Source organism: Streptomyces sp. NPDC005485 (genome assembly GCF_040606085.1).
Lineage (GTDB): Bacteria > Actinomycetota > Actinomycetes > Streptomycetales > Streptomycetaceae > Streptomyces.
This window is the reverse complement of sequence record NZ_JBEXDZ010000073.1, coordinates 1-20,708: the sequence shown is the minus strand read 5'-3', so window position 1 is coordinate 20,708 and position 20,708 is coordinate 1. Positions and strand designations below refer to the sequence as shown.

Annotated in this window: 21 protein-coding genes; 11 read left to right on the top strand and 10 right to left on the bottom strand. The window is 69.8% G+C overall.

The features are described from left to right. Positions 1 to 10: 10 nt before the first annotated feature. The 3 genes from ABZS97_RS23890 to ABZS97_RS23880 form a co-directional block, all read right to left on the bottom strand. Positions 11 to 541, bottom strand: coding sequence for a hypothetical protein (locus tag ABZS97_RS23890; RefSeq protein ID WP_356140357.1), 531 nt, complete (start codon positions 539 to 541; stop codon positions 11 to 13). An 85-nt stretch (positions 542 to 626) separates the two neighbouring features. Next, complete coding sequence (locus ABZS97_RS23885) at positions 627 to 2,150, bottom strand: S8 family serine peptidase (protein WP_356140356.1); 1,524 nt, start codon at positions 2,148 to 2,150, stop codon at positions 627 to 629. Between the two features lie 62 nt (positions 2,151 to 2,212). Beyond that, complete coding sequence (locus ABZS97_RS23880; protein WP_356140355.1) at positions 2,213 to 3,736, bottom strand: S8 family serine peptidase; 1,524 nt, start codon at positions 3,734 to 3,736, stop codon at positions 2,213 to 2,215. 396 nt (positions 3,737 to 4,132) lie between these two features. Between ABZS97_RS23880 and ABZS97_RS23875 the strand changes: the two genes are divergently transcribed. The 3 genes from ABZS97_RS23875 to moaA all read left to right on the top strand — a co-directional run bounded on the left by ABZS97_RS23875 (position 4,133) and on the right by moaA (position 7,273). Further along, complete coding sequence (locus ABZS97_RS23875) at positions 4,133 to 4,489, top strand: DUF485 domain-containing protein (protein ID WP_356140354.1); 357 nt, start codon at positions 4,133 to 4,135, stop codon at positions 4,487 to 4,489. Then, complete coding sequence (locus ABZS97_RS23870; protein ID WP_356140353.1) at positions 4,486 to 6,114, top strand: cation acetate symporter; 1,629 nt, start codon at positions 4,486 to 4,488, stop codon at positions 6,112 to 6,114. The genes ABZS97_RS23875 and ABZS97_RS23870 overlap by 4 nt, the downstream gene beginning before the upstream one ends. A 169-nt stretch (positions 6,115 to 6,283) precedes the next feature. Next, entirely contained in the window at positions 6,284 to 7,273 is a 990-nt protein-coding gene (gene moaA, locus ABZS97_RS23865; RefSeq protein WP_356140352.1) for a GTP 3',8-cyclase MoaA, read from the top strand. Between the two features lie 199 nt (positions 7,274 to 7,472). On the opposite strand, the gene ABZS97_RS23860 is transcribed toward moaA, so the two are convergent. Both ABZS97_RS23860 and ABZS97_RS23855 read right to left on the bottom strand, forming a co-directional pair. Next, entirely contained in the window at positions 7,473 to 7,715 is a 243-nt protein-coding gene (locus ABZS97_RS23860) for a hypothetical protein (RefSeq protein ID WP_356140351.1), read from the bottom strand. A 211-nt stretch (positions 7,716 to 7,926) separates the two neighbouring features. Beyond that, positions 7,927 to 8,334 carry a DUF3099 domain-containing protein gene (locus ABZS97_RS23855; RefSeq protein ID WP_356140350.1) on the bottom strand — a complete coding sequence of 136 codons (408 nt, stop codon included), beginning with the start codon at positions 8,332 to 8,334 and terminating at the stop codon, positions 7,927 to 7,929. 245 nt (positions 8,335 to 8,579) lie between these two features. On the opposite strand from ABZS97_RS23855, the gene ABZS97_RS23850 reads away from it, so the two are divergent. Next, complete coding sequence (locus tag ABZS97_RS23850; RefSeq protein WP_356140349.1) at positions 8,580 to 8,855, top strand: GlsB/YeaQ/YmgE family stress response membrane protein; 276 nt, start codon at positions 8,580 to 8,582, stop codon at positions 8,853 to 8,855. A 227-nt stretch (positions 8,856 to 9,082) separates the two neighbouring features. Here ABZS97_RS23850 and tyrS read toward each other — a convergent pair whose 3' ends face one another. Genes tyrS through ABZS97_RS23835 form a run of 3 tightly spaced genes read right to left on the bottom strand, consistent with a single transcriptional unit; the run spans position 9,083 to position 13,310 of the window. Then, the gene (tyrS, locus tag ABZS97_RS23845) at positions 9,083 to 10,351 is read right to left on the bottom strand and encodes a tyrosine--tRNA ligase (RefSeq protein ID WP_356140348.1); all 1,269 of its coding nucleotides are present in this window, start codon (positions 10,349 to 10,351) and stop codon (positions 9,083 to 9,085) included. 44 nt (positions 10,352 to 10,395) lie between these two features. Continuing rightward, positions 10,396 to 11,790 carry a metallopeptidase TldD-related protein gene (locus ABZS97_RS23840; protein WP_356140347.1) on the bottom strand — a complete coding sequence of 465 codons (1,395 nt, stop codon included), beginning with the start codon at positions 11,788 to 11,790 and terminating at the stop codon, positions 10,396 to 10,398. After that, entirely contained in the window at positions 11,787 to 13,310 is a 1,524-nt protein-coding gene (locus ABZS97_RS23835; RefSeq protein WP_356140346.1) for a TldD/PmbA family protein, read from the bottom strand. The genes ABZS97_RS23840 and ABZS97_RS23835 overlap by 4 nt, the downstream gene beginning before the upstream one ends. Before the next feature lie 228 nt (positions 13,311 to 13,538). Here ABZS97_RS23835 and fabG point away from each other — a divergent pair, with 228 nt between their 5' ends. The 3 genes from fabG (at position 13,539) to ABZS97_RS23820 (ending at position 15,529) form a co-directional block, all read left to right on the top strand. Further along, positions 13,539 to 14,258: a 3-oxoacyl-[acyl-carrier-protein] reductase gene (gene fabG / locus ABZS97_RS23830; RefSeq protein WP_356140345.1), complete on the top strand. Its 720-nt coding sequence runs from the start codon at positions 13,539 to 13,541 to the stop codon at positions 14,256 to 14,258. A gap of 5 nt (positions 14,259 to 14,263) precedes the next feature. After that, complete coding sequence (fabI, locus tag ABZS97_RS23825; RefSeq protein ID WP_356140344.1) at positions 14,264 to 15,031, top strand: enoyl-ACP reductase FabI; 768 nt, start codon at positions 14,264 to 14,266, stop codon at positions 15,029 to 15,031. A gap of 153 nt (positions 15,032 to 15,184) precedes the next feature. Next, positions 15,185 to 15,529: a hypothetical protein gene (locus ABZS97_RS23820; protein ID WP_356140343.1), complete on the top strand. Its 345-nt coding sequence runs from the start codon at positions 15,185 to 15,187 to the stop codon at positions 15,527 to 15,529. Here the strand turns inward: ABZS97_RS23820 and ABZS97_RS23815 are convergent. Then, a complete protein-coding gene (locus ABZS97_RS23815; protein WP_356140342.1) occupies positions 15,513 to 16,208 on the bottom strand; it encodes a FadR/GntR family transcriptional regulator in 696 nt (231 codons plus the stop codon). The genes ABZS97_RS23820 and ABZS97_RS23815 overlap by 17 nt on opposite strands. A 46-nt stretch (positions 16,209 to 16,254) precedes the next feature. On the opposite strand from ABZS97_RS23815, the gene ABZS97_RS23810 reads away from it, so the two are divergent. The 4 genes from ABZS97_RS23810 (at position 16,255) to ABZS97_RS23795 (ending at position 18,759) form a co-directional block, all read left to right on the top strand. Further along, positions 16,255 to 17,544 carry a CynX/NimT family MFS transporter gene (locus ABZS97_RS23810; RefSeq protein ID WP_356140341.1) on the top strand — a complete coding sequence of 430 codons (1,290 nt, stop codon included), beginning with the start codon at positions 16,255 to 16,257 and terminating at the stop codon, positions 17,542 to 17,544. 78 nt (positions 17,545 to 17,622) lie between these two features. Further along, on the top strand, positions 17,623 to 17,739 hold the full coding sequence (locus ABZS97_RS23805; RefSeq protein WP_356140340.1) for an SGM_5486 family transporter-associated protein: 117 nt from the start codon (positions 17,623 to 17,625) through the stop codon (positions 17,737 to 17,739). 167 nt (positions 17,740 to 17,906) lie between these two features. After that, positions 17,907 to 18,122: a hypothetical protein gene (locus tag ABZS97_RS23800; RefSeq protein ID WP_356140339.1), complete on the top strand. Its 216-nt coding sequence runs from the start codon at positions 17,907 to 17,909 to the stop codon at positions 18,120 to 18,122. 118 nt (positions 18,123 to 18,240) lie between these two features. Then, positions 18,241 to 18,759 (top strand): histidine phosphatase family protein, encoded by a 519-nt coding sequence (locus ABZS97_RS23795; RefSeq protein WP_356140338.1) that lies wholly within the window; start codon positions 18,241 to 18,243, stop codon positions 18,757 to 18,759. A gap of 101 nt (positions 18,760 to 18,860) precedes the next feature. On the opposite strand, the gene serB is transcribed toward ABZS97_RS23795, so the two are convergent. Next, entirely contained in the window at positions 18,861 to 20,072 is a 1,212-nt protein-coding gene (gene serB / locus ABZS97_RS23790) for a phosphoserine phosphatase SerB (RefSeq protein WP_356140337.1), read from the bottom strand. Positions 20,073 to 20,708: the final 636 nt, after the last annotated feature.

Below are 20,708 nucleotides of genomic sequence, written 5' to 3'. Positions count from 1 at the left end.
CAGTGTTGACTCAATCAATATGAGAGGCGGCCGTCCACCACAGCCGTACCTCCTTGCGTACGTCCGTCGGGCGCAGCTCCCATCCCTGGCCGAGGGCGACCTGGGCGACGTAACCTCCGCCCACGCCCCGGTAGTCGCGCAGCGGTATCGCGCACTCGACCGGCGGCCTCGTCTTCTTGGAGTCGCGCGGAGCGGAAGCCTTCGCGGTCCAGCGGCCGACCGCCTTCTCGACGCGGGCCCTGTAGTACCCGGTGTCGCCCTCGTGTCGCAGCTCCGGCCAGCTGACGCACCAGGAGGGCCATTTCGACAGGGGGTCCAGCACGCGGTCCATGGCCTTGAAGAGGCCCTGCTCGTACGAGGTGCTGAATATGGTGATGATCTCCGTGACGAGGCCTACGGCCAGAAAGACGGCCAGAGCCGCGATCCACATCACGATCTGCACGGGAGTGTAAAGGACCGTGAGGACAAAACGGACCACCAACTGCCCCTTGGGCCGGACTCGTTCGGGCGCCCAGGTGGCGGGATCTTCGTAGACATCCATGGCAGTAGATCTTTCCTTACGCGCAAAGGGGCCGGGGAAACCGTCCCCGACCCCTTCACACACGCGTGCCTGTCGTTACCTCTCGCTACTTCGTCACCGCGTCCAGCGCGTCCGCGGTGCCCCAGCCGTAGAAGCCGTTGCGGTTCTTCGTGCCCTCGCACACCGCGTCGACCTTGCCGTCACCGTCGATGTCGTACGGGTCGGTGCACGGCGTCGCGTCGGCTTCCGCGTACAGCAGCGCCTTCACCAGGGCGGCGGGAGCGTGCGGGTGGGTCGACTTGATGAGCGCGGCGACGCCCGCGACGTGCGGGGAGGCCATCGACGTACCGGCCATGTAACCCCACTTGCCGCCGGGCAGCGGGCCCAGGATCAGGCCGCTGGTGGCCGGTGGGGCCGGGGTCTGGAAGCGCGTCGAGTCACCGCCCGGCGCGGCGATGTCGATGACGCCCAGGCCGTGGTTGGAGAAGGACGACTTGATGCCCTTCGCGCCGGTCGCCGCCACCGTGACGACACCCGGCAACTGGGTCGGGATGTCATAGCACTTGGAGGGGTCGATCACCCGGTCGCTCGGCGTCCCGTCGTTGGGGGAGACGGGGTCGGTGATCGAGTCGGCGGCCAGGTCGTAGCTCTCGTTGCCCGCCGCGGCGACGTTGACCGTGCCCTTCCTCTCCGCGTACTGCGAGGCGCGGGTGATCGCGTCGACCAGGGCCTTCTGGTCCGGGTCGTCCTTGCAGTTGAAGTACCAGGGGTCGGTGTAATAGCTGTTGTTGGTCACGTCGACGTGGTGCTCGGCCGCCCACACGAAGCCGCAGACCACGGCCTCGGTGTAGAAGTAGCCGTCCGGGTTGGCCACCTTGATGCCTGCGACCTTCACGCCGGGCGCGACCCCCGTGATGCCGACGCCGTTCTTCGCGCCCGCTATCTCACCGGCGACATGCGTGCCGTGCGGGCTCTCCGAGGCGCTGGGCCGCCAGGCCCCGTCGGTCGTGTCCGGCTTGCCCGACACGCAGTTGGCCGACGCGTCGCGGTCGAAGTTCGGCGCGATGTCGGGGTGCGTGTCGTCGACACCGGTGTCGATGACGGCGACCGTCACCTTCCTGCTGCCGAGCGTCACCTCGTGTGCCTTGTCCGCCTTGATGGCGGGCAGGTCCCACTGCAGAGGCTCCAACGGGTCCTGCCCGTCGACGGCTTCGGCGCTCGCCACCTGGTCGGCGGTCAGCACCTTCGGCGTGCCCACGTCCGTGGTCGACTGCGCGGGCAGCGGCGCGTTGCGCGTGGCACCGGCCGACTCCACACCGCGCACGGTGCGGACGGTCTTCGCGAAGTCGGCGTTCGACGAGTGGACGACGATCACGCCGATCCGGTCGTAGGACGTCACGATCGTGCCGCCGGCCTCGGCGATCGCCTTCTTCACGTGGGAGGAAGTGCCGTGCCCGGGGCGGACGTTGACGACATAGCTGAGCGAGGGTGCGTCCGCCGCCGGTGCCTGCGGAGCGGCCGCGGGGGCCGCCGACGCGCTGACGTTCGGCAGGAAGGCGAGTGCCGTCGCCAGAGCCATCCCGAGGGGGACGGCTATCGCGCGGCGGGAGCGCGGGTGAGGCGCTGTCATGAAATCTCCAGTTCGCTGACGTGACGAGCTGTGTCGGGATGCTGGACGGCTTGTCCGACGGCCTACTTGACCGCCTTGAGCGCGTTGACGATGCCGAAGCCGTAGAAGCCGTTCACCCGGGTGCCGCCCTTGCAGATCGCGTCCTGCGTGCCGTCGCCGTCCTGGTCGTAGGAGGCCGGGCAACCCGGGTTGTCCGCCTGCGCCTTGAGCAGCGCCTGCAGCTGGGCCGGGGTGGCCCGCGGGTGCGTGGACTTCAGGAGCGCGGCCACGCCCGCGGCGTGCGGCGAGGCCATCGAGGTGCCCTGCAGGAAGCCGTACTGGTTGTTCGGCAGGGTCGAGAGGATACGGCCGTTCTTCGAGGGGGTGTCCGGGATCTGGTAGAGCCGGTCACCGCCCGGCGCCGCGATGTCGATGACGCCCTTGCCGTACGAGGAGTAGTACGACTTGAGGTTCTGTACGCCTGTCGCGCTGACCGTGACGACACCCGGCAGCTGGGTGGGCACGTCGAAGCACTTGTGCGGGTCGACCGTTCGCTCGACGGCGGTCGAGTCGTCGGGGCTGGAGGCGTCGACCAGTGCGTCCGCGTCGAGGTCGTCGGCGGAGTTGCCCGCCGAGGCCAGGTTGAGGGTGCCCTTGTGCTGGGCGTACAACTGGGCCCGGTTGACCGCGTCGACGATGGCCCGCTGGTCGGGGTCGTCCATGCAGTTGTACAGCCACGGGTCCACGTAGTAGCTGTTGTTGGTGATCTCCACGCCGTGGTCGGCGGCGAACACGAAGGCGCAGACGACGCTCTCGGGGTAGAACAGCTCGCTGACCGGGTCGGCCACCTTGATGCCGGCGACCTTCACGCCGGGGGCGACGCCGGCCACGCCTATGCCGTTGCGGGCGGCGGCTATCTCACCGGCGACGTGTGTGCCGTGGTAGTGGTCGGCGTTCGCGGGACGCCAGGCGCCCGGCGAGGTGTCCGCCTTTCCTCCGACGCAGTTCGCGGACTGCGAGGCGGAGAAGTTCGCGGCGAGGTCCGGATGGGTGTCGTCCACGCCGGTGTCGATGACGGCGACCGTCACCTTGCTGCTGCCCGGGTTGATCTCCGCGGCCTTGTCGGCGCCGATCGCGCGCAGGTCCCACTGGTCGGCCTCGAGCGGCTCCTCGCCCGCGGTGGCGGCCCGGGTCACCTTGGCGGCCTCGGAGGCGGACAGCTTCTGCACCGCGCCCTCGTCCGTCGTACCGGCCGCCGTCAGGGGCGCCGTCCGCGTCGCGCCGGCCGACTGCACTCCGCGTACCGCGCGAAGTCGCTTGCCGAAGTCGGGGTTGGCCGAGTGGGCGACGATCACGCCGATCTTTTCGTACGCGACCACGACGGTCCCGCCGGCGTCCGCCAATGCCTTCTTCACCGACTCGATCGTGTGGTGGTCGGTCCTGGTGTTGACGACATACGCCAGGTTCGGGCTGTCCGCGGTCGTCGACTCGGCCGTGGTGAGCGGGGCGGCCGACGCGGCGCCGGGCAGGAAGCCGAGCGAGGCGGTCAGGGACAGAACCACCGGAACGGCGAGGGCGAGGCGGTGTCTTGGGCGCAGATGAGCCATGGGGTCTCCACATCATCCGGAAACGGAACGGCCCGAACACAGGTGGTGCTCGGGCAGGTACATGACGGGGTGCAGGCCGAAGCTATCTCCCGCCCGACCTGGCCAGCAATGGCTACCGCCGACGACTTCCGAAAGAAGTGCGACCGGTTGAACCGCTCCTCGCGTGGCGCCGTGACCTTGAGCAGGGAGCGCGAGCACGATCGTGCCCCCTGTCGGATCACGTCCGTGGGTCCTAACATCGCCCCCGGCTCACGTGATCCACGTCACTGTGAGGTCAGATCAGTCATGTCCATGCCCAACCAGCCGTCCGCGAGCCCCCACTCGCACCCGACGTCCGCGAGCCCCGACTCGCGGGCGTCCACCGTCGCAACAGCCCCCGCAACGCGAGGAGACTCCGTGGCCACCGACGCACCACCTCCCTCGAAAGCCCCCACCCGACTGCCCTCCACCGAGGAGTTCGTCGCGGTGCAGGAGAGCGCGGAGTTCGGTGAACTGCGCCGCTCCCACCGCTCCTTCGCCTTCCCGCTGACCATCGCCTTCATCGCCTGGTACCTGCTGTACGTCCTGCTCTCCAACTACGCGGGCGACTTCATGGGCACCAAGGTCGTCGGCAACATCAACGTCGCCCTGGTGCTGGGTCTGGCCCAGTTCCTCACCACGTTCCTCATCGCCTGGTGGTACTCGCGGCACGCCGCCGCCAAGCTCGACCCCAAGGCCGATGCGATCAAGTCCCGGATGGAGGGCGGCGCATGAGCCCCGCGATCACCCAGGTCCAGCTGGCCGCCGGTGAGGCGAGCGAGCACCGGCCGCTGATCATCAGCCTTTTCGCGGTGTTCGTCGTCGCGACCCTCGTCATCACCGTCTGGGCGGGCCGCCAGACCAAGGACGCCGCCGACTTCTACGCGGGCGGCCGCCAGTTCACCGGCTTCCAGAACGGTCTCGCCGTCTCCGGCGACTACATGTCCGCCGCGTCGTTCCTCGGCATCGCCGGCGCGATCGCCCTCTTCGGCTACGACGGCTTCCTCTACTCCATCGGCTTCCTCGTCGCCTGGCTGGTGGCCCTCCTCCTGGTCGCCGAACCGCTGCGCAACTCCGGCCGCTACACCATGGGCGACGTCCTCGCGTACCGCATGCGCCAGCGCCCGGTGCGCACGGCCGCCGGCACCTCCACGATCGTCGTCTCGATCTTCTACCTGCTGGCCCAGATGGCAGGCGCCGGCGTCCTCGTCTCGCTGCTCCTCGGCATCACCAGCGACGCGGGCAAGATCGGCATCGTCGCCCTGGTCGGCGTTCTGATGATCGTCTACGTCACCATCGGCGGCATGAAGGGCACCACCTGGGTGCAGATGGTCAAGGCCGTCCTGCTGATCATCGGGGCCCTGCTGCTCACCTTCCTGGTCATGCTGAAGTTCAACTTCAACATCTCCGACCTGCTCGGCAAGGCGGCCGAGAACAGCGGCAAGGGCAGCCCCTTCCTGGAGCCCGGCCTCAAGTACGGCGCCACCTCGACCACCAAGCTGGACTTCATCTCCCTCGGCGTCGCCCTGGTCCTGGGCACCGCCGGCCTGCCGCACATCCTGATCCGCTTCTACACGGTGCCCACGGCCAAGGTCGCGCGGAAGTCCGTGAACTGGGCGATCGGCCTCATCGGCGGCTTCTACCTGATGACGCTCGCGCTCGGCTTCGGCGCCGCCGCGCTCATCAAACCCGACGAGATCATCGCCTCCAACAAGGCGGGCAACACGGCAGCGCCACTGCTGGCACTGCACCTGGGAGGCGTCGACTCCAACTGGGGCGCCATCCTGCTCGCCTCCATCTCCGCCGTCGCCTTCGCCACGATCCTCGCGGTCGTCGCCGGCCTGACGCTGGCCTCGTCCTCGTCGTTCGCGCACGACATCTACGCCAACGTCATCAAGAAGGGGAAGGCCACCGAGAAGCAGGAGATGACCGCAGCCCGCTACGCGACGGTGGGCATCGGCGCCGTGTCCATCCTGCTCGGCGCCCTCGCCCGCGACCTGAACGTCGCCGGCCTCGTCGCGCTCGCCTTCGCGGTCGCCGCCTCCGCCAACCTGCCGACGATCCTCTACAGCCTCTTCTGGAAGCGCTTCACCACCAACGGCGCCCTGTGGTCGATCTACGGCGGCCTGGTCACCGCCGTCGGCCTGGTGCTGTTCTCGCCGGTGGTCTCGGGCAAGCCGACCTCGATGTTCCCGGACGCCGACTTCCACTGGTTCCCGCTGGAGAACCCCGGCATCATCTCCATCCCGGTCGGCTTCCTGCTGGGCTGGCTCGGCACGCTCCTGTCCAAGGAGGAGCCCGACACCGGCAAGTACGCCGAGCTCGAGGTCCGCTCCCTCACGGGTACCGGCGCGCACTGAGCCCGGCACCGCGCGGCCCCGCCGTAGGCCTCCGGCAGACCCCTGCTGGTAGGTCTCTACGACGGGGCCGCGCCGTCTCTCGTGGGATCGGGCCGGTGTTGTTGTCAGTCGCGTCACGTAGGCTCGGTCTTGTCAGCACCTGTGATCCTGAACGAGGGAGGGGGCCCACGTGCTCATCGACACGTACGGCCGAGTGGCCACCGACCTGCGGGTCTCGCTGACCGACCGGTGCAATCTCCGGTGCACGTACTGCATGCCCGAAGAGGGCCTGCAGTGGCTGGCCAAGCCCGATCTGCTCACGGACGACGAGATCGTCCGCCTCATAGACATCGCCGTGACGAGCCTCGGCATCACCGAGGTCCGCTTCACCGGCGGCGAGCCCCTGCTGCGGCCCGGCCTCGTCGGCATCGTCGAGCGCGTCGCGGCCCTCGCCCCGCGCCCCCAGATGTCCCTGACGACCAACGGCATCGGCCTCAAGCGCACCGCGACCGCCCTGAAGGCAGCGGGCCTGGACCGGGTGAACGTCTCGCTGGACACGCTGCGCCCGGACGTCTTCAAGACCCTCACCCGCCGCGACCGCCACAAGGACGTGCTCGAAGGCCTCGAAGCCGCCCGCGACGCAGGCCTGACCCCCGTCAAGGTCAACTCGGTCCTGATGCCCGGACTCAACGAGGAAGAGGCCCCCGACCTGCTCGCCTGGGCCGTGGCGCACGACTACGAACTGCGCTTCATCGAGCAGATGCCCCTGGACGCCCAGCACGGCTGGAAGCGCGAGGGCATGGTCACCGCGGGCGACATCCTCACCTCACTGCGTACGCGCTTCGAGCTCACCGAGGAGGGCGCCGGCGAGCGCGGCTCCGCCCCCGCCGAACGCTGGCTCGTCGACGGCGGTCCGCACCGGGTGGGCGTGATCGCCTCGGTCACCCGCCCCTTCTGCTCGGCCTGCGACCGTACGCGACTGACGGCCGACGGCCAGGTCCGCACCTGCCTCTTCGCCACCGAGGAGACGGACCTGCGAGCCGCTCTGCGCTCCGACGCCCCCGACGAGGACATCGCCCGCATATGGAAGCTCGCCATGTGGGGCAAGAAGGCAGGCGCGGGCCTCGACGATCCCTCGTTCGTTCAGCCCGACCGACCGATGTCGGCGATCGGCGGCTAGGGGGTTTTTGAAAGTCCTGTGCGTCGCCCGCGGTGTTCGGTGCGTGCCTTCGGCGTGCCGGACGATGGCCCTCGTACTGGACGTACTTGGGGCTTCGGCCGGTGCGGCGAGGGTGCGTGCCGGGCGCCTTGGGTGCTGTGCGGGACTTTCAAAACACCCCCTAGGGGCTTCGCCTGCGGCATGATCCGCCGGACAGGCCTCAGCCGTCGGCCTCGCCGGACTCCCATTCCGTGAGCAGCACCACGTCCTTCAGGAACCCCCGCACGCCGAGGAACTTGGACAGATGCTCCCGGTGTTCCTCGCACGCGAGCCAGGTCTTGCGGCGCTCCGGCGTGTGCAGCTTCGGGTTGTTCCAGGCGAGCACCCACTCCGCGTCGGCGCGACAGCCCTTGGCGGAGCACTGCGGATCGGCGGGGGAGGAGTCAGGGAAGGGGAGGTTCACACCGCAACCCTAAACGGCTCCGAAAAGGCGACGCCGAGCAGCCACGGGGGGAGCTGCCCGGCGTCGGTCTGTCGCTCCGACGGGGGATGCGGAGCGCGTACGAAGTATGTCACGGGGGACCCGGTGCCCGGCACCTGAACTTCATGATTGATCTGAGCTTTTCTTGAGCTTGGTGAGCGATTGGATTCCGTTTCCGGCGGATCCCCCTTGGTCAGGTCCGCTCCTGTGGTTCGCCCCGCAGGCCCGCCCCGGGGTCGGCCGCGACGTCCTCCGGGACGGGTTCCGCGAAGCCGCCGCGAGGCACGGTGAAGTCGTCCTGCCGGGGCGGTGCGATCATCGGCCGCAGGGGAGCGTTGACGAACGTCGACGGCAGCGACGGCACGTTCTCCCGCCCCGCGTTGGCGATCACCACCGAGATGTAGGGGAGCAGCGCGCCGAGTACCAGCGCGACAATCGCGACGTGCCGCTCGACGTTCCACAGCGTGGCGGCGAGGATCACGGAGACTGTGCGGACGGACATGGAGATGACGTACCGGCGCTGCCTGCCCCGTACATCGTCCTCGAGCCCCTGCCTGGCTCCGGTGATCCGGAAGACCTGGCTGTTGCTCTGCTTCCGCATCACATTCCACCACCTGCCTGTGTCGGACTCTCCCCGGCCCGTACCTGCCCCGTACCCGGTCAGGGACCCAGGCCCGAACACCCTCCACGTTACGCCGCGACTGCGTCGGCTTCGAGACCGGGGCAGGCGCCGCACGGCTGAACGAAATGCGCCGTACCGCGTACGGCCCTGCCCGACATGCGCCGTATGACGGGCAGGTCGAGACTGGGCGTAATGCTCACGTAGAGCCGTACTAGGAGGCAGCCATGGGCTGGTTGTGGGCGATCATCGTCGGGTTTGTGCTGGGTCTGATCGCCAAGGCGATCATTCCGGGCAAGCAGCACAGCCCGCTCTGGCTGACGACCATCTTCGGCATTCTCGGCGCCATCGTCGGAAACGCCATTGCGCGCGGGATCGGCATCGACGAGACCAGCGGCATCGACTGGGGCCGGCACGCGCTTCAGCTCGCGGCAGCGGTCGTCATTGTCTTCCTGGGCGACATGGCCTACATGGCGGTGCGCGGCAACAAGCGGCGGGCCTGAGCGTACGTACGACGAAGGGGGCGACCTCCCGCACGGGAGACCGCCCCCTTCGTCGTACGCACTGGGGGGGTGTTGTGAAAGTCCCGCACAGCACCCACGGCGCCCGGCACGCACCCTCGCCGCACCGGCCGAAGCCCCAAGTACGTCCAGTACGAGGGCTTTCGTCCGGCACACCGAGGGCACGCACCGAACACCGCGGGCACCGCACAGGACTTTCAACACACCCCTCAGGCGCCCGTGACCTCCACCGCGGCCAGGTTCTTCTTGCCCCGGCGCAGTACCAGCCAGCGCCCGTGCAGCAGATCCTCCGGCGCGGGGACCGCGTCCTCGGCGGTGACCTTCACGTTGTTCACGTAGGCACCGCCCTCCTTGACCGTGCGCCGCGCGGCCGACTTGCTCGCCACCAGACCGACCTCGGCGAACAGGTCGACCACCTGGCCCAGCTCCGCGACCTTGATGTGCGGCACTTCGGAGAGGGCGGAGGTCAGCGTCGCGTCGTCCAGCTCACCGAGCTCACCCTGCCCGAAGAGGGCCTTGGACGCGGCGATCACGGCGGCCGTCTGACCGGCGCCGTGCACCAGCGTCGTCAGCTCCTCGGCCAGCGCGCGCTGCGCGGCGCGGGCCTGCGGACGCTCCTCGGTCTGCTTCTCCAGCTCCTCGATCTCCTCGTGCGACCGGAAGCTGAAGATGCGCAGGAACTTGCTGACGTCACGGTCGTCCGCGTTCAGCCAGAACTGGTAGAAGGCGTACGGCGTGGTCATCTCGGGGTCGAGCCAGATCGTGCCCGACTCCGTCTTGCCGAACTTCGTGCCGTCCGCCTTGGTGATCAGCGGCGTGCCCAGCGCGTGCACCGCGGCCTCCGGCTCGACCCGGTGGATCAGGTCGGTGCCCGAGGTGAGGTTGCCCCACTGGTCGCTGCCGCCGGTCTGCAGCGTGCAGCCGTGCCTTCTGTACAGCTCCAGGAAGTCCATGCCCTGCAGGATCTGGTAGCTGAACTCCGTGTAGCTGATGCCCGCGTCGGAGTTGAGGCGCCGGGAGACGGCCTCCTTCGCGATCATCTTGTTGACCCGGAAGTGCTTGCCCACGTCACGCAGGAACTCGATGGCCGACAGGCCCTGGGTCCAGTCCAGGTTGTTGACCATGATCGCGGCGTTCGGACCCTCGAAGTCCAGCAGCGGTGCGATCTGCGCGCGCAGCCGCTCGACCCACTGGGCCACGACCTCAGGGGCGTTGAGCGTGCGCTCCGAGTTCGGCTTCGGGTCGCCGATCAGGCCCGTGGCACCCCCGACCAGGCCCAGCGGGCGGTTGCCCGCCTGCTGGATCCGGCGCATCGTGAGGATCTGCACGAGGTTGCCGAGATGCAGACTGGGCGCGGTCGGGTCGAAGCCGCAATAGAACGTGACGGGACCGTCCGCGAACGCCTTGCGCAATGCGTCCTCGTCAGTGGACAGGGCGATCAGCCCACGCCACTTCAGCTCGTCGACGATGTCCGTCACGGTTCTCGTATCTCCTTCAAAGGTCCGGTGAATCTCGTACGAGGTTATACGCCCTGACTGACAGAGCTCATATTGAAGTCCGGGATGCGCAGGGCGGGCATCGCAGCCCTGGTGAACCAGTCGCTCCACTCGCGCGGCAGCGTCTTTTCCGTGCGCCCGGCCTCGACCGCCCGCCCCAGCAGGTTCACCGGTGACTCGTTGAACCGGAAGTTGTTCACCTCGCCCGTGACCTGGCCGTTCTCCACGAGGTACACGCCATCCCTGGTCAGACCGGTCAGCAGCAGCGTCGCCGGGTCGACCTCGCGGATGTACCAGAGGCAGGTCAGGAGCAGCCCGCGCTCGGTGCTCGCGACCATCTCCTCCAGGGAACGGTCCTCGCCGCCGTCGAGGATGAGGTTGTCGATCGACGGGGCGACCGGCAGACCGGTCAGGCCCGCGCTGTGCCGGGTCGTCGACAGATGCGCGAGCTCGCCCTCGCGGACCCAGTCGGTCGCCTTGAGGGGCAGCCCGTTGTCGAAGACCGACGCGGTGTCCCCGGAGGAGTGGGCCAGCACGAAGGGCGCGGACTCCAGCCCCGGCTCGTTCGGGTCGCTGCGCAGCGTCAGCGGCAGCTCGGTGAGCTTCTCGCCGAGGCGCGTACCGCCGCCGGGCTTGCTGAACACCGTCCGCCCCTCGGCCGCGTCCCGGGCCGCCGCCGACCACAGCTGATAGATCAGCAGGTCCGCGACGGCGGTCGGCGGCAGCAGCGTCTCGTAGCGCCCCGCGGGCAGCTCGATGCGCCGCTGGGCCCAACCGAGCCGGACGGCCAGCTCCGCGTCCATGGACGCCGGGTCGACATCCTTGAAGTCCCTGGTGGAGCGCCCCGCCCACGCCGAACGCGTGCGGTCCGGGGACTTGGCGTTGAGCTCCAGCGTGCCGTTGGGCTGGTCGTGCCGCAGCCGCAGCCCTGTCGACGTACCCAGATAGCTCGACACGAGTTCGTGGTTGGCGAAGCCGTACAGCTCGCGGCCGCCCGCACGCGCGCGTGCGAACGATTCGCCGAGCGCCGGCGCGAAGTCCGCGAAGACCGCGGACGACGTCTCGACGGGCGCGTCCGTGAAGTCGGGGGACTCCGGTACGCCCGTGACCAGCGGCTGGGCGTCCTCGGCGGGCCCCGCCCCGCGCGCGGCGGCCTCGGCGGCCCGTACCAGCGGCTCCAGCTCGTCCGCGGTGACGGCCGCGCGGGAGACGACTCCGGACGCCGTGCCCTCGCGGCCGTCGACGGTCGCGATGACGGTGAGCGTGCGCCCGCGCGTGACCCCGTTCGTGGTCAGCGCGTTGCCCGCCCAGCGCAGGTTGGCGGTCGACTGCTCGTCGGCGATCACCACGCAGCCGTCGGCCCGGGACAGTTCGAGGGCGCGCTCGACGACCTCGTGCGGCTTGTTCGTACGCGCGCTCATCGACCGGCCTCCTGCGTGGTGTTCAGAATGTTGACGCCCTTGAAGAGGGCCGACGGGCAGCCGTGCGAGACCGCCGCGACCTGACCCGGCTGGGCCTTGCCGCAGTTGAAGGCACCGCCCAGGACATACGTCTGCGGGCCGCCCACCGCGGCCATGGAACCCCAGAAGTCGGTGGTCGTCGCCTGGTACGCGACATCCCGCAGCTGCCCCGTGATCCGACCGTTCTCGATCTTGAAGAACCGCTGGCCGGTGAACTGGAAGTTGTAGCGCTGCATGTCGATCGACCAGGAGCGGTCACCGACCACGTAGATACCGCGGTCCACGCTTCCGATCAGGTCCTCGGTCGCGAGTCCCGCGGGATCGGGCTGGAGCGACACATTGGCCATGCGCTGCACGGGCACGTGCCCGGGGGAGTCGGCGTACGCGCAGCCGTTGGACCGCTCGAACCCGGTCAGCTTCGCGATCCGCCGGTCCAGCTGATAGCCGACCAGCGTGCCGTCCTTCACCAGGTCCCAGGACTGGCTCTCGACGCCCTCGTCGTCGTACCCGATCGTGGACAGGCCGTGCTCTGCGGTGCGGTCACCGGTGACGTTCATCAGCTCGGAGCCGTAGCGGAGCTTGCCCAGCTGGTCGAAGGTGGCGAAGGACGTTCCGGCGTACGCGGCCTCGTAGCCCAGCGCGCGGTCCAGCTCGGTGGCGTGTCCGATGGACTCGTGGATGGTCAGCCACAGGTTGGAGGGGTCGACGACCAGGTCGTAGACGCCGGACTCGACGCTCGGCGCCCGCATCTTCTCGGCGAGCAGCTCCGGGATCCGCCCCAGCTCGGTCTCCCAGTCCCAGCCGGTGCCCATCAGGTACTCCCAGCCGCGCCCGACCGGCGGAGCGATGGTCCGCATCGAGTCGAACTCGCCGCTGGAGTCGTCGACCGCGACGGCCGTCAGCTGCGGATGCAGCCGCACGCGCTGCTGCGTGGTCACGGTCCCCGCCGTATCGGCATAGAACTTGTTCTCGTGCACGGTCAGCAGCGAGGCGTCGACGTGGTTCACGCCGTTCGCCGCCAGCAGACGCGCGCTCCAGTCCGCGAGCAGCCCGGACTTGTCCTCGTCCGGTACGGAGAAGGGGTCGATGTCGTACGAGGAGATCCAGGTCTTCTCGGCGTGCACCGGCTCGTCCGCGAGCTCGACGCGCTCGTCGGAACCGGCGGCCCTGATCACCTGCGCGGAGAGCTTCGCCATTGCCACGGCCTGACCCGCCACCTTGGCGGCGGCGTCCATCGTCAGATCCACCCCCGAGGCGAACCCCCAGGTCCCGCCGTGCACCACCCGCACCGCGTACCCCAGGTCCGTGGTGTCCGAGGACCCCGCGGGTTTCGCGTCCCGCAGCCGCCAGGCGGCACTGCGCACCCGCTCGAACCGGAAGTCCGCGTGCTCGGCGCCCAGCGCCCGGGCGCGGGCGAGCGCCGCATCGGCCAGGGACCGCAGCGGCAGTGCCAAGAAGGCTTCGTCGATGGAATGAGGCACGGAGGTCTCCCTGCTGTCGTGGCCTGTCCGACCGATCATGTCGCGCGGGCGGGCCCGGCGGCCACAGCTTTCCGGCCGCCGTCCGCAATCTTTCTGTAGGGACCCGACAGCGAGTCCCCCGAGCCACTGTCGGTGCCCGATTCTCCGCCCGGGGGACGGGACCGATAGGTTTTCGAAGAAGGCACCTGTCTTGCAGAGGAAACAGACCGCTATCGAAAGGGTGATCCGTTGAGCCGCTCGGTTCTCGTCACCGGAGGCAACCGGGGCATCGGCCTCGCCATCGCCCGCGCGTTCGCCGAGGCCGGCGACAAGGTCGCGATCACGTACCGTTCGGGCGAGCCCCCGGCCGCCCTGGTCGAGCTGGGTTGCCTCGCCGTCAAGTGCGACATCACCGACAGCGAGCAGGTGGAGCAGGCCTACAAGGAGATCGAGGCCGAGCACGGTCCGGTCGAGGTGCTGATCGCCAACGCCGGCATCACCAAGGACCAGCTCCTCATGCGTATGTCCGAGGAGGACTTCACCTCGGTCATCGACACCAACCTCACCGGCACCTTCCGCGTCGTGAAGCGGTCCAACCGCGGCATGCTGCGCGCCAAGAAGGGCCGTGTCGTGCTCATCTCGTCGGTAGTCGGTCTGTACGGCGGTCCCGGCCAGGCGAACTACGCCGCCTCCAAGGCAGCCCTCGTGGGCTTCGCGCGCTCCCTCGCCCGTGAGCTCGGGTCGCGCAACATCACCTTCAACGTCGTCGCGCCCGGCTTCGTGGACACCGACATGACCAAGGCGCTCACCGACGAGCAGCGCGACGGCATCGTGAAGCAGGTGCCGCTCGGTCGCTACGCGCAGCCTGAGGAGATCGCCGCAACGGTGCGGTTCCTGGCCTCCGACGACGCTTCGTACATCACTGGAGCCGTCATCCCTGTTGACGGCGGACTGGGAATGGGTCACTGATCACCATGAGCGGAATTCTCGAGGGCAAGCGCGTCCTGATCAGCGGTGTGCTGATGGAGTCCTCCATCGCCTTCCACGCCGCCAAGCAGGCCCAGGAGCAGGGTGCCGAGATCATCCTGACCGCGTTCCCGCGGCCCACGCTGACCGAGCGCATCGCCAGGAAGCTCCCCAAGCCCACCAAGGTCATCGAGCTCGACGTCACCAACGACGAGCACCTCGGACGGCTCGCGGAGATCGTCGGCGAGGAGCTGGGCGGCCTCGACGGCGTCGTGCACTCCATCGGCTTCGCACCGCAGGACGCCCTCGGCGGCAACTTCCTCAACACGCCCTTCGAGTCGGTCGCCACGGCCATGCACGTCTCGGCGTTCTCCCTGAAGTCGCTGACCACGGCATGCCTGCCGCTGATGCAGAACGGCGGCTCGGTCGTCGGCCTCACCTTCGACGCGCAGTACGCCTGGCCGCAGTATGACTGGATGGGCCCGGCCAAGGCCGCCCTGGAGGCCACCAGCCGCTACCTCGCCCGCGACCTGGGCAAGCAGAACATCCGCTGCAACCTCATCTCCGCGGGCCCGCTCGGCTCGATGGCCGCCAAGTCCATCCCGGGCTTCAGCGAGCTGGCCGCCGTGTGGGACAACCGCTCCCCGCTGGAGTGGGACCTCAAGGACCCGGAGCCGGCCGGCAAGGGCATCGTCGCGCTGCTGAGCGACTGGTTCCCGAAGACCACCGGCGAGATCATCCACGTCGACGGCGGTCTGCACGCGATCGGCGCGTAAGCACCCCCCGCGGCTGTGACGCCCCGTTTCCCGCCCTGCGCGGGGAGCGGGGCGTCGCCCGTTCGGAGCAGTTGACCGGGCGGCCGGGACGGCGCAAAGCGCACGCTGGGAGGACGCACCGCCCCGCAGCCGTACGGCCGAGGAGGTCTCCTTGTGCGCCTTTTCCGCAGCCTCGCCCCGGTGTTCGCCGCGCTCGCCCTCCTGATGGCCCTGCCGTACGACGCCACTCCCCACGCGCGCGTGGGCGCCGAAAAGCCCGTCGGACCACGCCCGTTCGGCTCCGAGTGCCGTACCACCGTGACCGGCTCGCACGCGGTCGCGTACTGCCACAACCCCTACGTGGACTCCGATCGCGTACGCCTGCACATCGAGTGCGACCGCTGGTGGGACATCGACAGCGACAGTCCGCCGGTGGAGGCGGGACCCGCGGCGACGGTGCGACTGAGCGGGCGGTGCTGGAAGGAGATCCGCTCGGTGTGGGTCAGCCACCAGCGCTAGCGGAGCCCGGCCGTCCGAGGCGGCACAGGAACGGGTAGCCCGCGGCCTCCGTGGCGGCCGCGGCAGCGTCGCCCGTGCGGATCGCGTCGACGAGCCCCGTGTGGTCCATGCAGGTCTCCGGCGTCAGCTCCTCGCCGACGTCCTCGCGCAGCCAGTCGCGCAGCACTTCGCCCAGGTCCGCGTACAGCGCCGTCATCACGTCGTTGTGGGAGGCGGCCACCACGGCCATGTGGAAGGTCGTGTCGGCGGTCACGAAGGCCTCCGCGTTCCCGGACTCCCAGGCCTCCTCGCGCCGTACGAGCAGGGCGTCCAGCTGCTTCAGATCGCGCTCGGTGCGCCGTTCGGCGGCCAGCTTCGCGGCGCTCGACTCCAGCGTGGAGCGCAGCTCGGCGATGTGCCGCGGGTCGGCGTCGGCGAAGCGGCGGTGCATCACGCCGGCCAGCTCGCTGGTCGCCACGACGTAGGTGCCCGAACCCTGGCGGATGTCCAGCAGGCCGTTGTGTGCGAGCGCGCGGACGGCCTCGCGCACCGTGTTGCGGGCGACGCCGAGCTGCTCGACCAGCTCCGGCTCGGTCGGGATGCGCGAGCCGACCGGCCACTCGCCCGAGGTGATCTGGTTCCGCAGCTCGGCGATGACCTGCTCGGACAGCGCCGACCGGCGGGGATGGTTCAGCGCCATGGCATTCCTTCGTACGCGAGTGGACACCCGATCATCCCATGATTCTATGATGGGTGGCATGGCCACCGAGGAAACCCGCACGATGAAGTCCCCGCCCATACGCAGCTCTGCCGGAACCGGGGGCGAGTCCCAGGAACCCGCCACGCGCGCGTGGGCGATGCGACTGGTGGTCGTGGGAATCGTCCTCAGCGCCCTCAACCTGCGCCCCGCGATCACCAGCCTCGGCGCCCTCCTCGAAGAGGTGCGCGACGGGCTCGGCATGAGCGGCAGCGTGGCCGGACTGCTCACCTCCGTGCCGCCGCTCTGCTTCGCCGTCTTCGGCGTCATGGCCCCGCGGCTCGCCCGCCGCTTCGGGCCCGGCACGGTGGTCTGCGCGGGGATGGTCGCCATCACGGCCGGCCTGGCGATCCGTCCCTACGCCGGGAACACCGTGGGCTTCCTCGTCGCCAGCGCGCTCGCCCTCATGGGCATCGCCGTCAGCAACGTCCTGATGCCGGTGATCGTCAAACGCTGGTTCCCGGACCGGGTCGGCTCCATGACCGGCCTGTACTCGATGGCTCTCGCGCTCGGCACGTCGGCCGCCGCCGCGGTGACCGTGCCCATGACCGACTCCCTCGGCGGCAGTTGGCAGTCCGGCCTCGCCGTCTGGGCGGGACTCGCGGCGGCCGCCGTGGTGCCCTGGGCCTTCCTCGCACGCGAAAGGGGGTCGGACCCGGCCGCGGGCGCCCCCGTCAGGGAGGAGCCCGCCACACTGCGGATCACCCGGAGCCGTACGGCCTGGGCGCTGGCCGTCTTCTTCGGACTGCAGGCCACCGCCGCGTACATCACCATGGGCTGGATGGCGCAGATCTTCCGGGACGCGGGCGTCTCCGCAGGCACCGCCGGACTGCTTCTCGCCGTCACCATGGTCATGGGCGTACCGCTCGCCTTCGTCATCCCGCGGCTCGCCACCCGCCTGCCCCACCAGGGACCGATCGTCGTCGCGCTCGGTGTCTGCGGGCTCGCCGGATACGCGGGCCTCTACCTGGCCCCGGCGGGCGGCGCCTGGGCCTGGGCCCTGCTGCTCGGCGTCGCCAACTGCGCCTTCCCGCTGGCCCTCACCATGGTCGGCATGCGGGCCAGGACAGGCGCCGGCGTCGTCAAGCTGTCGGCCTTCGCGCAGAGCACCGGGTACCTGATCTCGATCCCCGGCCCGCTCCTGGTGGGCGTGCTCTATCAGCACAGCGGCGGCTGGGGCCTGCCGATCGCGCTCATGGCCGGGCTGATGGTCCCGCAGATCGTGGTGGGCGTCTTGGCGGGACGCGACCGTACGGTGGAGGAGGAGGCGGCCCGCTGAAACCCGGGCGCGGGGCCGACCCACGGCGAACCGGCCCCCGGCGGAGGCAGGGCGGACGAACGGTGCGAGACTGGCCGTATGCCTCTGCTCGACCCGAACCCCCAGAACGGCCAGAAGAAGATGCTGCTCGTGCTCGGCGCGATGCTGGCCATCACCGTGATCATCAGCATCATCGCGACCATCGCCTCGCCGTGACCGTGAGCCGCCGCCGGAGGTGGGGCTAACCCCCCATCCCCTAGGGGGTGAGTGTCAGGGTCAAGTGGGTGGATCTCCGGATGGGTTGAGGGCTCCGGATTCCGTAACTTCGAGTTGTGCCCGCGAGGACGCGGAGCACGGACCACCCGAAGACCCACGGAGGCGGCATGTCGGCCCGTACGTACACCCGGCCCCACCCGGCGACCACGGGCGGCCTCGACAGTCGGCTGCCATGGTGGGCAGTCGTCCTCCCCGCCCTCGCCTTCGTCGCGCTGCTGCTTTTGATACTCAACCCGGCGGACGCGCAGGCCGCCGGCGGCGACCCGGCGATCACCCACGTCTTCGAGCGCATCCAGCAGGCGGTCGTGCACCAGGCACCCTGAGTCACCGAGGCACCCTGAGCACCCCTGTTTGGGCCCGTCGTGGGACCGCGTCACCCATGCCGGGAGACCCGGTCAACTCCCTGCGCCCCATGGCGTGTTTCATGCGAAGCTGGGACCCATGAGCGTCGCAGAACCCCGCAGGATTGTCCTCTTCCGGCATGCGAAGGCCGACTGGCCACAGGTGTCCGATCACGAGCGGCCGCTCGCCGACCGGGGCCGCAAGGACGCCGCCGTCGCCGGACTCAAGCTGGCCGACACCAAAATCCCCTTCGATCTGGCTCTCTGCTCCACCGCGGTCCGGACCCGCGAAACCTGGAAGCTCGCCGTCCAGGAGCTCCCGCACCGGCCGAAAACGGTCTACGAGGAGCGGCTCTACGAGGCCTCACCCGGCGAACTGATCGCCGTGCTCAACGAAACCCCCGATGACGCGCAGAACGTGATCCTCATCGGGCACAATCCCGGCGTGCAGGGCCTCGCCGACATCCTGGCCGGCCAGGCCGAGGGTGACGCACGCACCCGGATGAACGGCCGCGGCTTCCCCGCCGCCGCCTTCGCGGTGCTCTCCTTCGAAGGCTCCTGGAAATCCCTGGAGCCCGGAGTGAGCACGCTCCTCGACTACTGGGCGCCGGCCGAGTAGGCCGACCCCCGCGTATCCCTACGTGGACGGGGCCCGGCACCGCGATGGTGCCGGGCCCCGTCGGACGCCGTCATGAACGTCGGCTCATGCTCATACGACGTTCAGTGCTCGCCCACGTGCATGTCCGCGGCCTCGACCTCTTCGCGGGTGACGCCCAGCAGATACAGAACGGTGTCCAGGAAGGGCACGTTCACGGCGGTGTGCGCGGCCTCACGGACCACGGGCTTGGCGTTGAACGCGACGCCGAGCCCGGCCGCGTTCAGCATGTCGAGGTCGTTCGCGCCGTCGCCGATGGCCACGGTCTGGGCCAGCGGCACACCCACCTCCGCGGCGAACCGGCGCAGCAGCCGCGCCTTGCCCGCACGGTCCACGATCTCCCCGGTGACCCGGCCCGTCAGCTTCCCGTCGACGATCTCCAGGGTGTTGGCCTGCGCGAAGTCGAGGCCGAGCCGCTCCTTGAGGTCATCGGTGACCTGTGTGAATCCACCCGAGACGACGCCGACCTGGAAGCCGAGCCGCTTGAGCGTACGGATCAGAGTGCGCGCCCCCGGCGTCAGCCGGACCTCGCTGCGCACCTTGTCCACGACCGAGGCGTCGAGACCCTCCAGCAGCGCCACGCGCGCGTGCAGCGACTGCTCGAAGTCCAGCTCCCCGCGCATCGCGGCCGCCGTCACCTCGGCGACCTCCTTCTCGCACCCGGCATGCGCGGCGAAGAGCTCGATCACCTCGTCCTGGATGAGCGTCGAGTCCACGTCCATGACGACCAGACGCTGGGCCCGCCGGTGCAGTCCGGCCGCCACCACCGCGACATCGACACCCAGTGCCGAGGCCTCGGTCACCAGGGCCGTGCGCAGCGTCTCGGTCTCCGTACCGGACACGGCGAACTCGACCGCCGTCACCGGGTACTTGGCGAGCCGGAAGATCCGGTCGATGTTGCCGCCGGTCCTCGTGATCCGCGCGGCGATCGCGGCCGTCGACTCCGCGGTGAGCGGATGCCCGAGCACGGTGACGAGCGAACGCCCGAGGCCGCGCGGCCGGTTGTCGCCCAGGCCGGAGATGATCTCCGCCTGCATCTTCATCGACTCCGCCCAGCTGTGGACGGTGGCCCGCAGATCACCCTCCAGCCCGGCGGGCGGCTCGGTCACGAGCGCGCACAGCACCATCCGGCCACGGGTGACGACCTGCTCGATGTCGACCACGTCGACGGAGTAGGCGGCCAGGGTGTCGAAGAGACCGGCCGTTATGCCCGGCCTGTCCTTGCCGAAGATCTTGACGAGGAGGGTGGGGACATCAGAGGTCTGCGAAGCGCTCATGGTGTTCCCACCGTATCCGGCACCCAGTGCCTCCCGCCCCTGAGGTCCGCCTGACGGACAGGGAACACTTGGTGTCACCGCGGTGGCGTGCGCTTTGCCCGGGAGTGTCGGGCCGGTTCCCGGACCCCGGCCCGGCCCGTCGCTCAATCCCGCCGCCGAGGCCTCCCCGGCGGCGGTGGCGGAGGCGGCGGCCCCTCCTCGGACGAGGACGAGGACGAGGGCGAGGACGACGAGGAGGAGGGAGGCGGCGGTGGCGGGGGCGGAACGCTCCCGGACCGGGACCCTCGCGGCTTCGGCGGCCGTGACGGCGGTGTCACGGGCCCCGCCACCGTCGGTGCGCCGTACACGTTGCCGGGTCGGCGTGGCCCCTCCGACGACCGGGTGGGTTCGGGCGGCCGCCCGCTCCCCGACGGCCACGTACCTCCGGGCGCCCCGGACTGCCGTGCCCCGCGTGCCCCCGGTGGGCGTCGGTGGTCCGGTTCCCGGAGCTCGTCGGGCAGCCGCAGATACGGGTTGGTGTCGGGGTTCGCCGGACGGAACGGGGTGCCCGGGTGGTACGGCCCCGACGGGTGCACGAGGTCGGGCTGAGCCGCCACCGGTCCCGGCGCCCCCGCGTCACCCCGTGCCAGGGGCGCC

Coding starts and splice junctions, on each gene's coding strand:
- ABZS97_RS23890 (WP_356140357.1), bottom strand. CDS start 541: ATGGATGTCTACGAAGATCCCGCCACCTGGGCGCCCGAACGAGTCCGG.
- ABZS97_RS23885 (WP_356140356.1), bottom strand. CDS start 2,150: ATGACAGCGCCTCACCCGCGCTCCCGCCGCGCGATAGCCGTCCCCCTC.
- ABZS97_RS23880 (WP_356140355.1), bottom strand. CDS start 3,736: ATGGCTCATCTGCGCCCAAGACACCGCCTCGCCCTCGCCGTTCCGGTG.
- ABZS97_RS23870 (WP_356140353.1), top strand. CDS start 4,486: ATGAGCCCCGCGATCACCCAGGTCCAGCTGGCCGCCGGTGAGGCGAGC.
- ABZS97_RS23855 (WP_356140350.1), bottom strand. CDS start 8,334: ATGCGGAAGCAGAGCAACAGCCAGGTCTTCCGGATCACCGGAGCCAGG.
- ABZS97_RS23850 (WP_356140349.1), top strand. CDS start 8,580: ATGGGCTGGTTGTGGGCGATCATCGTCGGGTTTGTGCTGGGTCTGATC.
- ABZS97_RS23840 (WP_356140347.1), bottom strand. CDS start 11,790: ATGAGCGCGCGTACGAACAAGCCGCACGAGGTCGTCGAGCGCGCCCTC.
- fabI (WP_356140344.1), top strand. CDS start 14,264: ATGAGCGGAATTCTCGAGGGCAAGCGCGTCCTGATCAGCGGTGTGCTG.
- ABZS97_RS23815 (WP_356140342.1), bottom strand. CDS start 16,208: ATGGCGCTGAACCATCCCCGCCGGTCGGCGCTGTCCGAGCAGGTCATC.
- ABZS97_RS23810 (WP_356140341.1), top strand. CDS start 16,255: ATGATGGGTGGCATGGCCACCGAGGAAACCCGCACGATGAAGTCCCCG.
- ABZS97_RS23805 (WP_356140340.1), top strand. CDS start 17,623: ATGCCTCTGCTCGACCCGAACCCCCAGAACGGCCAGAAGAAGATGCTG.
- ABZS97_RS23800 (WP_356140339.1), top strand. CDS start 17,907: ATGTCGGCCCGTACGTACACCCGGCCCCACCCGGCGACCACGGGCGGC.
- ABZS97_RS23795 (WP_356140338.1), top strand. CDS start 18,241: ATGAGCGTCGCAGAACCCCGCAGGATTGTCCTCTTCCGGCATGCGAAG.
- serB (WP_356140337.1), bottom strand. CDS start 20,072: ATGAGCGCTTCGCAGACCTCTGATGTCCCCACCCTCCTCGTCAAGATC.